The sequence below is a fragment of the Amycolatopsis australiensis genome, from assembly GCF_900119165.1.
Classification (GTDB): Bacteria; Actinomycetota; Actinomycetes; order Mycobacteriales; family Pseudonocardiaceae; genus Amycolatopsis; species Amycolatopsis australiensis.
Genome location: NZ_FPJG01000006.1, coordinates 240,048 through 253,783 on the forward strand (window position 1 = coordinate 240,048; position 13,736 = coordinate 253,783).

A 13,736-nucleotide genomic window follows, 5' to 3' on the forward strand; every position below is an offset into this window, starting at 1 on the left:
GTCAACCCTAACGGTCGGGCTCGTCCGGCTCGACGTCGCCGCAGGTCTCGGTGCCTCCGGTCACAGCCTCGTCCGCTTCGGCGACACTTCCGGGTGGCGGTGCCGGGTCTTCGGCGACGCCGGATTCACCGGAAAGGACGGGTTCTTCGAGGTCCAGCTCGGCGTCGGCCTCCGCTTCGAACTCCGTGTCTTCGCCGGGTTCTTCGGGCGCCTCCTCGTCCTCTTCGGACGCTTCGATCTCCTCGACGGCTTGGGCCGCTTCGTCCGCATCGACCTCTTCGGCGTCCTGGAACGCTTCGTTGTCCTCGAGCGCTTCGGGTGGCGCAGGCGGCTCGTGCTCGCCCGCGAAGAACGCCACGAACGACCCCGGGATGACGATCCAGCAGAACGCCACGACCGACGCGACCCCGACCGGCACGCTCACCGGGTCGAACGGGCCGTCGCCGAGCCGTCCGCCCGACAGCGAGCCCAGCGCGACACAACCGAGCGCGACCACCGCGCCGGCCACGGCGACGGCGCGGATGCGCTGCGCCGGGTCGGCGTCGACCTTGCGCAGCGACCAGCCGACCAGCACGCCGGTCGCCGCGGGCAGCGCGAGCAGCGCCGGCCACCACGCCGCGTGGTGCTCGGGCAGGCCGCCGAGCAGCGGGACGCCGGGCACCGCGCCGCCGCGGTACCCGAACATCCCGACGTTCAGGTCGCCGATCGAGAAGCCGGGGCCGGTGACGAACGACAGCGCGGCCGTGACGGCGTTCGGCAGGTACAGCACGGAAAGCAGGAAGAGCCCGAAGCTGCTGCCGAACGCCGGCTCGTACATGTCGGCGACGGTCCGCCAGGACACCGCGGTCGCGACCGTGAACACGCCGGCCCCGACGGCCACCAGCACCGCGAGCCCCAGCGCGCCGGCCCGCAGGCCGCGCAGGGCGAGCGGGTCGACGCGCTCGGCGACGACGTCCGGCAGCCCGCAGCACCGGACGATGCCCGCGGCCGAGGCCAGCGCGGCGAGCAGGCCGGGCACGGCGAAGGCGACCAGCGGGCTCGCCGTCGCCACCGAGCCGCGCGTGCCGAGCGCCACGGCCAGCCCGCACAGCGCGTGCGCACCGGTGATCGTGACGAACACCGGCAGCGCTTCGCGGGGCGACCGGCAGCCGAGGCGGGCGGCCGCGCCGGACGCCGTCCGCGCGGCCAGCACGAGCGCGCCCAGCGTCGGCAGCACGGGCAGCACACCGAGTGGGTGACCGCCGAGGTCGAGACGCACCTGGTGGGCGGCCAGCCAGCCGGGCCCGGCGGCGAGCAGCACACCGGTGGCGGAGAAGACGGCGCGTTCGGCGGTGAGCGTGATCAGCGCCAGCACGGCCGCGACGGCGGCGTAGCCGGTGACCAGCGGGCCGAGCGCGGCGGCGAGCAACACCCGCACCCGCGCCGCGCGCGAGGGTCCGGCGCCGGGTTCGGGGTCGTCCACCGCTTCACCCGGCGGGCGGGGGTCGTCGGTGAGCAGCTCCATGATCCGCACCCTGACATCCGCGCTGCTCCGTCCGGGTGAGGCACGCCGCCGGGGAGGGACGTGGCGAAGCTAACCCACCCGGTCGGGTAACCCCGGAGTGCAAAACACCCGCTGTGCCACGGCGTCACAGCGGGTGTTCTCGCGGGCTTCGTCAGTTCGTCTTGCCGAACCCGCCGGGCGGCGTGCCCGGGTTGTCCGACGGCGGCGGCTGCTGGAAGAACTGGCCCTGCTGCGGGGCGTACGTCGTGGCCTGCTGTCCCGGCGGCGGCGTGGTCGACGGCGGGTTCGGCGAGCCGTACTGGCCCGGCTGCGAGAACGGCGCCGATGGCTCCCCGGCCGAGGCGACCGGGCCCGGCTGCTGGCCGAACTGCGGCCCCGGCTGGCCGAACTGCTGCTGGCCGGGCTGACCCGGCTGGCCGTACTGGCCGCCGTATTGGGGCGCGGCGGGCTTCGGCGCCGGCGGCTTGATCACGTCCTGGTCGAGCAGCAGCGCGGCGACCGCGACGAGCATCTGCAGGATGCCGAGGATCAGGATGACGGTGACGATGCCCGGCGAGGTCTGCATCGCGACCAGCGCGTCGAGGACGTCGAGCGCGCCGAGGACGCTGAACAGCGCGGCGAACGGCAGCGTCTTCGGGCCCTTCGGCAGCGCGTGCATCGCCGCGAGCAGGCCGCCGCCCAGCAGGAACGTCGTGCCGAGGCCGACGTCGGCGCTGTCGGAGAAGCCGAGGAAGTACTGGACGAGGCCGAAGACCGCGACGACGAGGGCGAGCAGCAGCGGCAGGTTCTGCGGCAGGCTCGCGCCGGCACCCGAGGGCGCCTGGTGCGAGTGCGGCGGCTGGTGCTGCGCCGGGAAGCCACTGGACGGCGGTCCGGGGGGCTGCTGGCCGCCACCCTGCTGGGGGTAGCCAGGCCCGCCGCTGGGGAAGGTCATCGGATGCACTCCTGTCGGTTCGACCGGCACTCCGGGGTACCAGGACACCCGGGGAAGACGAGGCGGCTTGCGTGCGCAGAACGCTAGCGCACTCGAAGGCCGCCAGCCCACCAGACGCGTGAATACCTCGGGAGGTTTCGTCCCGAAACGCGACGAGGCCGGGCACCCCCTCGGGTGCCCGGCCTCACCAGCGATTACGTCCCGGTGTCAGCCGAGGTTGTTGTACAGCTCACGCGCGAGGACGGCGGTCTCGCTCGGGGTCTTGCCGACCTTGACGCCGGCGGCCTCGAGGGCCTCCTTCTTCGCGGCGGCCGTGCCGGAGGAGCCCGACACGATGGCGCCCGCGTGGCCCATGGTCTTGCCCTCGGGCGCGGTGAAGCCCGCGACGTAGCCGACGACCGGCTTCGTCACGTTCTCCTTGATGTAGGCCGCGGCGCGCTCTTCGGCGTCGCCGCCGATCTCGCCGATCATCACGATGACCTTGGTCTCGGGGTCGGCCTCGAACGCCTCGAGGGCGTCGATGTGCGTGGTGCCGATGATCGGGTCACCGCCGATGCCGACCGCGGTCGAGAAGCCGATGTCCCGCAGCTCGTACATCATCTGGTAGGTCAGCGTGCCGGACTTCGACACGAGACCGATGTTGCCGGGGCCGGTGATGTCGGCCGGGATGATGCCGGCGTTCGACTTGCCCGGGCTGATCACGCCGGGGCAGTTCGGGCCGATGATCCGGGTCTTGTTGCCCTTGGCGACGGCGTGGGCCCAGAAGTAGGCCGAGTCGTGCACCGGGATGCCCTCGGTGATCACCACGGCCAGCGGGATCTCGGCGTCGATGGCCTCGATGACCGCGTCCTTGGCGAACTTCGGCGGCACGAAGATGACCGAGACGTCGGCGCCGGTCTCCTTGATGGCCTCCTCGACCGTGCCGAACACGGTGAGGTCCTTGCCCTCGATGGTGACCGTCTGGCCGGCCTTGCGGGCGTTGACGCCGCCCACGATGTTCGTGCCGGACTTCAGCATCTTGGTCGCGTGCTTCATGCCCTCGGAGCCGGTGAGCCCCTGGACGATGACCTTGCTGTTCTCGTTGAGGAAGATCGACATCTCACGCACCTGCCGCGGCGAGCTCGGCAGCCTTGTCGGCCGCGTTGTCCATTGTGTCCACCACGGTGACCAGCGGGTGGTTCGCGTCGGCCAGGATCTTCCGGCCTTCCACGACGTTGTTGCCGTCCAGGCGGACGACCAGCGGCTTGGTGGCCTCGTCGCCCAGGATCTTCAGGGCCTCGACGATGCCGTTCGCCACCGCGTCGCAGGCAGTGATGCCGCCGAAGACGTTGACGAAGACGCTCTTCACGTCGGTGTCGTTGAGGATGACGTCCAGGCCGGCCGCCATGACCTCGGCCGACGCGCCGCCGCCGATGTCGAGGAAGTTGGCCGGCTTCACGCCGCCGTGCTTCTCGCCCGCGTACGCCACGACGTCCAAAGTGGACATGACCAGGCCCGCGCCGTTGCCGATGATGCCGACCTCGCCGTCGAGCTTGACGTAGTTGAGGTCCTTGGCCTTGGCCTTGGCTTCGAGGGGGTTCTCGGCTTCCTTGTCCACCAGGGCCTCGTGGCCCGGCTGGCGGAAGGAGGCGTTCTCGTCGAGGGTGACCTTGCCGTCGAGGGCGATGATCTTGTCCTGCGGGTCGCGGACCAGCGGGTTGACCTCGACCAGGGTCGCGTCCTCGGAGACGAAGGTCTCCCAGAGCTTCACGACGACGTCGGCGGCTTCGTCGATGATCTCGGCCGGGAAGTTGCCGGCCTTCAGGATCTCGAGCGCCTTCGCCTTGTCCACGCCGGCGATCGCGTCGACGGGAACCTTCGCGAGCGCCTCGGGGCGCTCGACGGCGAGCTGCTCGATCTCCATGCCGCCCTCGGCGGACGCCATCGCCAGGAACGTGCGGTTCGCGCGGTCCAGCAGGAAGGAGAAGTAGTACTCGGACGCGATGTCCGAAGCTTCGGCCACGAGCACGCGACGCGTGACGTGGCCCTTGATGTCGAGGCCGAGGATGGCTTCCGCCTTCTCCTTCGCCTCGTCCGGCGTCTGGGCCAGCTTGACGCCACCGGCCTTGCCCCGGCCGCCGACCTTCACCTGCGCCTTGACGACGACCTGGGTGCCGATCTGCTCCGCGGCGGCCTTGGCTTCTTCGGGGTTGCTAGCCACCGAGCCCGGCAGAACCGGTACTCCGTGGGCGGCGAAGAGATCCCTCGCCTGGTACTCGTAGAGGTCCACTACTCCAGTCTCCTGACGACACGCCACTGTGGTGGTCCGTTGCCGGACCGCGCTGTCGGACCAGTCGAGGTTAGCGACCTGCGCAGACGCAGGGGACTCCGCACCTGGTGAAGTCGGTCACCGTGCGCGGTCAGACGGTGCTTCAGCGGTGTGAGACCGCCCACCGGCGAGCCATTCCGCGGCTTCTCCGGCGGTCGTGAAGACGCGGACACCCAGCGCGCGCTTCAGGCCATCGGGTGGTTCGGCGCCGAGCACGCCGACGGCGTCCGGGTCCTCCTGCTCGGCGGTGCGCAGGATCTGCTCGGCGGTGCCGAGGGGTCCGGCGTGGACGACCTCGACGCCTTCGTCACGCAGGACGCGGCCGAGCGCGACGGCGGCCGGGTCGGGACGGGCGAACTCGACGAGGAGCACCCGCGGGCGGTCACGCGGCACGGCGGTCTTTCGCCGAGATGCCCGCGGCGACGAGCAAGGCGGCCACGGCGGCGAGCGCGACCCAGAACCCGGCCGACGGGCTCGCGTCGCCGAGAGCGCCGCCGACGAGCGGAAGCTCGGCGGCGTGCAGCGCGACGAGCAGGGCGGCGCCGGTGAGCAGGGCCGCACCCGGTCGCGGCCGGGAGCGCAGCGCGAGCAGGGCCGCGCCGACGACGACCACGGCGGCGGTCAGCAGTCCCCACGAAGGCGTGTCGAAGTTCGACCAGAGCCCGGGCGCGACGTAACCGGGGACGCTGAAGACGGGCAGCCCGAACGCGGCGACGGCCAGCACCGCGCCGGCGACGACGGGGGTGAGCAAGTTCTTGTCCGGCTCGCCGCCGTCCCCGGCGTCTTCGCGTTCGACGACGCCGGTGCCGACGGCGGCGAGCGCGACCAGCGCGGCGAGGACGAGCGCGGCGAACGTCCAGCCCGCGCCGGCGCCGAGGTCGTAGGTGAAGGCGGGGGTGGCGCCCGACGTCCCGCCGAGGTCCGCGCCGCCGAAGCCGGCGAGGTTGCCGGCCTGGGTCGCGGTGAGCGCGGTGTTGAGGACGGCCGTGCCGGCCAGGACGATCCCGGCCCAGGCGAGCCCGAGCACCGGCCGCGCGAAAGGCGCGGTCTTCGGGACGAGGGTGCCGGCGGCGGGGACGGCGACGACGAGCGCGGCGGTGAGCAGGAACCACCGGGCGGGGCTGTCGGCGGCGGCGCTGACCGGCGCGGCGCCGCCGGGGTTCAGCGCGGTGACGGCGACCTGCGGCGCGAAGGTGCCGACGACGGCCGCGACGGCGGTGGCGAGCCCGAGCACCCCGGTCGTCAGCCGCCACCAGAACAGGCCGGGGACCTTGACGTCGGCTTCGGTGTCTTTCGGCTGCTCGGTCAGCCGCGTCCCGGCGAGGCAGGCGATGACGGCGGTCGCCGCGAGGACGAGGACCGGCCCCCAGGTGACGTGCAGGTCCGCGCGGAAGAGCCCGGCGAGGACGGGCGGCGCGGCGACGGCGAAGGCCCCGGCGGTCAGCCCGCCCAGAGCCCCACGGGCGGTGCCTTCGTCCGGAGCGGCGAGGGCGAGGGCGGCGGCCAGCGGCAGCCCGGCGGCGAGCAGGAGGTAACCGCCGAGGGCGGGCCAGGGCCCTTCGAAGGCGGCGCGGGCGAGCAGGAAGCCGTTGTCGGAGTCGACGGGCTCGGTGAGCAGCCCGACCGAAGCGGCGACGGCGAGCAGCGGGACGAGCAGCCGCCAGCGCCGGCGTTCGGGTTCCTCGCCGCTGCGGGTCGCGCGCCAGGCGGCGACACCGGCGGCCGCGGTGAGGACGTGCCCGGCGACGAGCAGCCAGAACCCGGCGCCGACCGAGGAGCTGCCGAGGAAGCGGTCGGGCAGGTACAGCTCGGGCCGGATGGTGAGCGGCCCGTTGACGGCGAACTGCAGGTCGAGCAGCAGGCGCCCGGGAGCGAGGGCGGCGAGGCCGAGAAGCAGCCCGGCGGCGAGCCGGGGCCGGCGCCGCGCGGCCTGGATGGCGACGGCGACGGGAGCGAGGGCGAGCAGCGCCAGCCACGGCCAGCTGAGGAACCCGGGCCCGGCGGCGGGAGAGACGGGCACGAGGGCGGCAGCGGTCAGCGCGACGGCGCCCAGCGTGGCGAGGCCGAGGGCGAGCTTGGTTTCGCGGCTGTCCGTGTCGGCGTCCCAGGCTTCGGGTACTGACAGAGAGCCGGGGCGAGGGGCCGCGGGGTCGTGCGGGGAGCCGGGGGTGCTCCCGTCGGGGTGCTCGGAACGTGGGGGCATTACCCGCGACGCTAGCAAGGTCCGGTTGGGGTGGCCGCGTTCGCGGGGCGCGAGTCGCCGACTCGGCGAGGCCGTGCCCGGTAATCGGACGATCGGGACATATCACGCGGCTGACCGTTGCCGCCCGACGATGAGTCGCCGAACGGTTCGCAGGCGTCGCCGAACGGTCGGCCCAGGCGTCACATCCTCGACTTCGCAGCAGCCTTTTCCGCCTGACAGGGCCGGTTCCGCTGACCCGTGAGGCGTCGAAAAGGTGTCAACATCCGCTGGCAAACCCTTATTCCGGCCGTTTCGAGCCTCCACGGCCCTCAGGCAGCCTCCAACAGAGCGCAAGAGCTGTAAGGCAAGTCACAACCAACGTCGTAAACCCCCTCTGACTTTCGGTAATCGACACAGGTCGGCGGCTGATCGACGCCACCCGATCGGCCGACGCCGGGGGCAGATCTTGCCTAGAGAGGTGCCCCTTCGTTACTGTCCCCCGGTCCCCATTACAGTCAGGTCACGAAGTAGGACGCCGAGCGAACCGCCCCCGAGGTTGGCTCACCGGGTTCCCCCGCCCGCAGTCCTCAGACCCGGCTCCCCGACGATGGAAGGCTCTGTCTTGGCTTCACACCGCTCCCCCGGCGGCCAAGCTCCTTCCCCGGCACTGAAGGACGCACTGGAAGGTGCAGTCGTCCGTGTCCGGGGTGCGCACCGCATCGCCCCGCCCTCCTCGGCCCTTTGTGGCCGTGTCGTGGTCGCCGCGGTGGCGGCCGGAGCGTTCGCCGCCGCAGCAGCGGGCCAGACACTCAAGACGGTCACCGACTCCGACGCGGCCGTGACGCCGCTGGCCAACAGCCAGGACGCCAGCGCGTCCCTGACCGCGGGAGGTGCGGGCTCCGGGGGTGCCCCCGAGCTCCTGCCGACCGGCCACACCGTCGACGCCTCCGCCGAGGCCGCGAAGCTCTCCGACAGCGCCTCCGTCACGCAGGCGCGTGAGCAGCGCGAAGCCGACGCCGCGAAGAAGGCCGCCGAAGAAGCCTCTCGCCCCAAGACCTGCCTCCCGGCTCACGGGACGTTCACGTCGGGCTTCGGCGCCCGGTGGGGCACGAGCCACCTGGGTATCGACATCGCCAACGCGATCGGCACCCCGATCTACGCGGCCTCCGACGGCACGGTGATCGAGGCCGGCCCGGCGAGCGGCTTCGGCCTGTGGGTCCGCATCCAGCTCGACGACGGCACGATCCAGGTCTACGGCCACATGAACAGCTTCTCCGTGAAGGAGGGGCAGAAGGTCAAGTGCGGCGAGCAGATCGCGGAGATCGGCAACCGCGGCCAGAGCACCGGCCCGCACCTGCACTTCGAGGTGTGGCAGAACGGCACGAAGAAGATCGACCCCCGGCCGTGGCTGGCCGCGCGCGGCATCGTCATCTGACCCGTTCACGACGCCCCCTCGCGTGCTGAGCGCGCGGGGAAACCGGCCACAGAGCGCTGTTTCGCCGCCGAGGGCCGACGCCGACCCTCGGCACGGCGAACACCGGTGCCGGTTGAGCACCCGCCGCTCGGGAACACCCGGTGCGATCGAGGTTCCGCCGCAGGTGAGCCTCGCCCCGGGCGAGCACCCCGAGTCGGCTGAACACACGCCGTTCGGAACGCCTGCTGGCCGGAGCCCCGCCGCAGCGAGACAAACCACCCCGCGCGAACACCCGCGCCGACCGAGCACGCGCCGTTCGGAACGCCTGCTGGCCGGAGCCCCGCCGCAGCGAGACACGCCTCCCCGTGCGAACACCCGACTGGCTGAACACGCGCCACTGGAACGCCCGCCGGACGAAGCCCCGCCGTAGCAAGACAAACCACCCCGCGCGAACACCCGAGCTGACTGAACACGCGGCGCTGGGTACGCCCGCCGACCGGAGCCCCGCCGCAGCGAGACAAACCACCCCGCGCGAACACCCGCGGCCGCCGAGACCCCGCCGCCGGGAGAACGCCCGCCCCAGCGAGGGCCACGCCACCGGGCACCAGTCCGCTCCGACTGAGCCGTTTCCCGGCGCGACAACCCACTCCGGGCGAACGCCCCCTCCGGCCGAATCCGCGGGTGACGGCACGCTCCAGCCAGCTCCCCGCCTCCTGGGGGACGCTTGCCCGGCGGCCGAACCGCTCTCGCGCTGAAACCCGTCACGAACTGAGAGATCGCCGCCAGGGCCAATCGGCAAACTCCCGCTTCGGGTGATCTTCGCCCGCGGACTCCCCTGGGCGCCCGAAACCCGCCCTCGGCCACCGGAACCCCACCCCGGCCGCCCAGGCCGTCACAAGCCGCCTCAGCGCGGGGAACCGCCTATCGTTGCCCGCCCGGCAACCGGCGGATGAAGTACGCCACCGCGATCTGCCACACCGTGCACAGCTCCGTCGCGGAGCGGACACGCGCGGCACGACGTGTCGTCCAGCGGCGTCCCCGGCCGCAGGTGACACATCGGCCGTCCGCTCCCAGCTCGTGCTGCTTGAGCAGCGCTCGCCAGGCGGCAGCCAGCCGGCACGCCTCCGCTCCCGCACGCGAAGAGCTTCCCGAAGCCCCCGAAGGCTCCCGACCCCGATCGGGAACCGCAGTCCCCAGGACTCCTCGCAGGTATTTCTGTACCCCTTCGGCCAGCAGGCCAAACAGCACCGGGTCCACACCACACTACCCCCTCCGTCGAACTTGTGTTCGATGACGGGGTCAGTTCTACCGGCGGGGTACGACGATTTCGGGGGCGATCGCCGGGATCGGCGCCGGGTTCACTCGGACGGGTGTCAGAGCTTCACCATCGGCACGCTGCCGATGAGCATCAGGCGGACCTTGCCCGCCGCGCCGAAGTCGATCGTCGCCGTCGCGCGCGGACCCACGCCGTCGCACGAGATGACCGTGCCCAGGCCGTACTTGTCGTGGCTGACGCGGTCGCCGACGTCCAGCTTCAGCGCCACCGTGTCCTTCCAGCCCTTGCCGAACGACGGCGTCCCGGAGGACGAAGACGGCGAAGAAGACCGGCGGCCGCCCCACGTGGTGGCCGCCCGCGGAGTCCCGCGGGAACCGGACCCGAAGCCGAATCCCGGGCTGGACGGCTCCAGCCGCCGCCAGTCGACGAGGTCCGGCGGCAGCTCGTCCAGGAACCGCGAAGCCGGGTTCATCGACGGCTGGCCCCAGGCCGACCGCGTGATCGCCCGCGAGACGTACAGGCGCTTCCGCGCCCGCGTGATCGCGACGTACGCCAGCCGCCGTTCCTCGGCCAGCTCCGTCGGGTCGCCCAGCGCCCGCATGTGCGGGAAGACGCCGTCCTCCCAGCCGGTGCAGAACACCACCGGGTACTCCAGGCCCTTCGCGGTGTGCACGGTCATCAGCGTGACCACGCCCGCGCCGCCGTCACCTTCGTCGCCGCCGTCGGGCGAAGGCACCGAATCGGCGTCCGCGACCAGCGAAACGCGCTCCAGGAACGCGGGCAGCGACCCCGGCGCCGGCACCCCCGGGTCCACGACCAGCTCGGCGTTCTCGTCCGCGGCGACCTCGGCGGTGATCTCGGTGAACTCCCGCGCCACCGTGACGAGCTCGTCCAGGTTCTCCACGCGCGTGTGGTCCTGCGGGTCCTCCGACTCCTCGAGCTCGACACGGTAGCCGGTCTTGTCCAGCACGGCCTCCAGCACGTCGTGCACCTCGGCACCGGAGTCGACCAGCGCGCCCAGCTCGTCGAGCAGCGCCACGAACCCGCCGATCGCCTTGACCGAGCGCGGGTTCAGCAGCGGCACCTTGCCCTCGACGGCGTCGCGCAACGCCTGGGCGAACGAGATCCGCTCGCGCTCGGCGTGCGTCGCCACGACGGCTTCCGCGCGGTCGCCGATGCCGCGCTTGGGCACGTTCAGCACGCGCCGCAGGCTGACCGTGTCCTCCGGGTTCGCCAGCACGCGCAGGTACGCGATCATGTCGCGGACCTCGCGGCGCTCGTAGAACCGCACGCCGCCGACAACCTTGTACGGCAGGCCGAGCCGGATGAAGATCTCTTCGAAGACGCGGGACTGGTTGTTGGTCCGGTAGAAGACGGCGACGTCGGAGTAGTCGGCCTCGCCCTTCTCGGCCAGCGCGTCGATTTCGCCCGCGACGAACGCGGCTTCGTCGTGGTCGTTGTCCGCGACGTAGCCGACGATCTTCTCGCCGTCACCCGAGTCGGTCCACAGCCGCTTCGCGCGCCGGTTCGGGTTCCGCTCGATGACGGCGTTGGCCGCGGACAGGATCGTCTGCGTCGACCGGTAGTTCTGCTCCAGCAGGATGGTGTGCGCGTTCGGGAAGTCCCGCTCGAACTCCTCGATGTTGCGGATCGTCGCGCCGCGGAAGGCGTAGATCGACTGGTCCGCGTCACCCACGACGACCAGCTCGGCCGGCGGGACGCCCGCCTCGTCCGGCGCGGTCCCGGCGAGCTCGCGCACCAGGGTGTACTGCGCGTGGTTCGTGTCCTGGTACTCGTCGACCAGCACGTGGCGGAACCGCCGCCGGTAGTACTCGGCGACGTCCGGGAACGCCTGCAGCAGCGACACCGTGCGCATGATGAGGTCGTCGAAGTCGAACGCGTTGGCCAGCGCCAGCCGCCGCTGGTACTCGGCGTAGACCTCGGCGACGCGGCGCTCCAGGTCGTTGGCCGCGTTCGCCGCCGCGGTCTCCGGGTCGGTCAGCTCGTTCTTCAGGTTCGAGATGTGCACGGCCAGCGTGCGCGCCGCGTACCGCTTCGGGTCGATGTCGAGGTCCCGCGCCACGAGCGTGATGAGCCGCTTCGTGTCGTCCGAGTCGTAGATGGAGAAGTTCGACGACATCTCCAGCGTCTTGGCTTCGCGGCGCAGGATCCGCACGCACATCGAGTGGAACGTCGACACCCACATCGCGTTCGCGCGACGGCCGACGAGCGCGGCGACCCGCTCGCGCATCTCCGCGGCCGCCTTGTTGGTGAACGTGATCGCCATGATCTCGCCAGGGTGCACGCGGCGTTCCGCGAGCAGGTAGGCGATCCGGCGGGTCAGCACCCGGGTCTTGCCCGATCCCGCGCCCGCCACCACCAGCAGCGGGCCACCGGCGTGAGTGACGGCTTCGCGCTGGGCGGGGTTCAGGTCGTCGAGCAGCTCGGCCTGCCCGCCGGCGGCGGGCTTGCGCACAGGGGTCTCGGCGGGGAGATCGAAGAGGGTGTCCATCGCCTGTCCACGCTACCCCGGGCGGGCGGGGCTCCGGCACAGCCTGCCGACGCGGCGATCCGGCGTGGCGGCGGCGGGGTACCGCGCCGGGCGTAGCGGCGGATGTCGCCTGCCGTCCGACGCGCGGCGGGGTCGCCGCGCGGAGCATCGACGGACATGGAAGACAACCGCACCGCCCGCATCCGGGCCGCCGACGCCGACCGCGAACGCGTCGCCACCACCGTCCAGACCGCCGGTTCCGAAGGCCGGCTGACCCTCGAAGAGGTCGAAGAGCGCCTCACCCGCGTCTACGCCGCGAAGTTCACCGACGAGCTCACCGCGCTCACCGCCGACCTGCCGCGGCCCGCGCCGGCCCGCCCCGGCTTCCCGCTCACCCTCGCCGCGTTGCGCCGGCACCCCGCGCTGCGCCTGCACCTCGCCGTGGTCGTGGTGATCTCGGTGGTGGCGATCGTCCGCTGGGCGGTGCTCGGCGCCGGGTTCTTCTGGCCGGCCTTCCCGATGTTCTGGCTCGCCGTCAGCCTCTTGGTTCATGCGGGGATGCGCTCGGTCCGGGAGCGCCCCGGCGCGCCTGTGCCATACTGAAGGCGTGCGGCACCACGCGGAGCGATTTTTTTACGGGACCCGGACTCCGGCTCCCGTGATCGCGTAGTGCCCGAACCGCCATCACCGCCAGCCCCGGAGTCCACGGACCCGGGGCTGTCGCCGTCCCTGGGGCCGGGTCCGGGCATCGAGGGAGAGGTCCCGATGAACGCACAAGCGACGAACGCCGACGGCCAGCCCGCCGAGCACACCCCCGCCGGGGACGACATCGCGTCGCTCCGGCAGGAGATCGACTGGCTGGACAAGGAGATCCTCCGGCTGGTGAAACGCCGGATCGAGGTGTCCAAGACGATCGGGGCCGCGCGGATGGCCGCCGGCGGCACGCGGATCGTCTACAACCGCGAGATGGACGTGCTCGCCCGCTACCGCGAGCTGGGCCCGGAAGGCAGGCAGCTGGCCATGGCGCTGCTCAACCTCGGGCGCGGCAGGCTCGGCCGGTAACGATCGGCCCAACTCGGGGACTTCCCGGAGGCACCGGCGGCCCGGCTGCGGGCAGACTGGACCCATGGACTGGCTCGTCAACCTCATCGCCGTCATCGTCGCGCTCGCCAGCGTGCTGGCCGCGCTGGGCCACGTGGGATACCTGGCGCTGCTGAACAACGCGGCGGGCAAGCGGGCGGGCGGTGCTCCCGTCGCGCAGTACGTCCGCAGCCGGTGGGCCGTCGCCGGCGGCACCACCGCCGCGTCGCTGTTCGCGTGGCTGCTCACCGCGGGCGGCCCGGCGCTCGACGTCGTCGCGATCATCGTCGCGGCGGGAAGCGGTGTGGTGGCGACGAAGGCGCTGCAGTCCACTCGGGACCGCTACCGCACGGGTGGCTGAGTCCCGGCGACTTCGCAGCGTCACCTTCCCCCGCCCGGTCGCGCCCGACCGAGTGAAACCTGTGCAACTTGCAGGTTTGGAGGCGACTTTCTCCGCCGAATGCTCCTAGGGTTGACGCCGTGAGGACCCTTGCGTCTGGGTCGGGCATCGCCCGGGGGACGCGCGGGGGCAGCGGCCCCGCGCGCC

General features: G+C 72.3%; 11 protein-coding genes. 4 read left to right on the top strand and 7 right to left on the bottom strand.

Annotation, left to right across the window (positions count from 1 at the left end):
- Positions 1 to 7 precede the first annotated feature (7 nt).
- From BT341_RS02185 to BT341_RS02210, 6 genes are all read right to left on the bottom strand, one after another.
- Positions 8 to 1,513, bottom strand: coding sequence for a cell division protein PerM (locus BT341_RS02185; protein ID WP_072474670.1), 1,506 nt, complete (start codon positions 1,511 to 1,513; stop codon positions 8 to 10).
- A 142-nt stretch (positions 1,514 to 1,655) separates the two neighbouring features.
- Positions 1,656 to 2,438, bottom strand: a complete 783-nt coding sequence (locus tag BT341_RS02190) for a DUF5336 domain-containing protein (RefSeq protein ID WP_072474671.1) — start codon at positions 2,436 to 2,438, stop codon at positions 1,656 to 1,658.
- Between the two features lie 207 nt (positions 2,439 to 2,645).
- Complete coding sequence (sucD, locus tag BT341_RS02195) at positions 2,646 to 3,536, bottom strand: succinate--CoA ligase subunit alpha (RefSeq protein WP_072474672.1); 891 nt, start codon at positions 3,534 to 3,536, stop codon at positions 2,646 to 2,648.
- Position 3,537: 1 nt separating this feature from the next.
- Positions 3,538 to 4,707, bottom strand: a complete 1,170-nt coding sequence (gene sucC, locus BT341_RS02200; protein ID WP_072474673.1) for an ADP-forming succinate--CoA ligase subunit beta — start codon at positions 4,705 to 4,707, stop codon at positions 3,538 to 3,540.
- Positions 4,708 to 4,824: 117 nt separating this feature from the next.
- Positions 4,825 to 5,139, bottom strand: a complete 315-nt coding sequence (locus BT341_RS02205) for a hypothetical protein (protein WP_072474674.1) — start codon at positions 5,137 to 5,139, stop codon at positions 4,825 to 4,827.
- The gene (locus BT341_RS02210; RefSeq protein WP_072474675.1) at positions 5,129 to 6,949 is read right to left on the bottom strand and encodes a hypothetical protein; all 1,821 of its coding nucleotides are present in this window, start codon (positions 6,947 to 6,949) and stop codon (positions 5,129 to 5,131) included. Before BT341_RS02210 ends, BT341_RS02205 begins: the two co-directional genes overlap by 11 nt.
- Before the next feature lie 733 nt (positions 6,950 to 7,682).
- Here BT341_RS02210 and BT341_RS02215 point away from each other — a divergent pair.
- On the top strand, positions 7,683 to 8,363 hold the full coding sequence (locus BT341_RS02215) for a M23 family metallopeptidase (protein ID WP_072474676.1): 681 nt from the start codon (positions 7,683 to 7,685) through the stop codon (positions 8,361 to 8,363).
- 1,352 nt (positions 8,364 to 9,715) lie between these two features.
- Here BT341_RS02215 and pcrA read toward each other — a convergent pair.
- The gene (pcrA, locus tag BT341_RS02220; protein WP_072474677.1) at positions 9,716 to 12,130 is read right to left on the bottom strand and encodes a DNA helicase PcrA; all 2,415 of its coding nucleotides are present in this window, start codon (positions 12,128 to 12,130) and stop codon (positions 9,716 to 9,718) included.
- Positions 12,131 to 12,286: 156 nt separating this feature from the next.
- Here pcrA and BT341_RS02225 point away from each other — a divergent pair, with 156 nt between their 5' ends.
- From BT341_RS02225 to BT341_RS02235, 3 genes are all read left to right on the top strand, one after another.
- Complete coding sequence (locus BT341_RS02225) at positions 12,287 to 12,712, top strand: DUF1707 SHOCT-like domain-containing protein (protein ID WP_072474678.1); 426 nt, start codon at positions 12,287 to 12,289, stop codon at positions 12,710 to 12,712.
- A gap of 162 nt (positions 12,713 to 12,874) precedes the next feature.
- Entirely contained in the window at positions 12,875 to 13,171 is a 297-nt protein-coding gene (locus tag BT341_RS02230) for a chorismate mutase (RefSeq protein ID WP_072474679.1), read from the top strand.
- A gap of 64 nt (positions 13,172 to 13,235) precedes the next feature.
- Complete coding sequence (locus BT341_RS02235; protein WP_072474680.1) at positions 13,236 to 13,550, top strand: hypothetical protein; 315 nt, start codon at positions 13,236 to 13,238, stop codon at positions 13,548 to 13,550.
- Positions 13,551 to 13,736 lie beyond the last annotated feature (186 nt).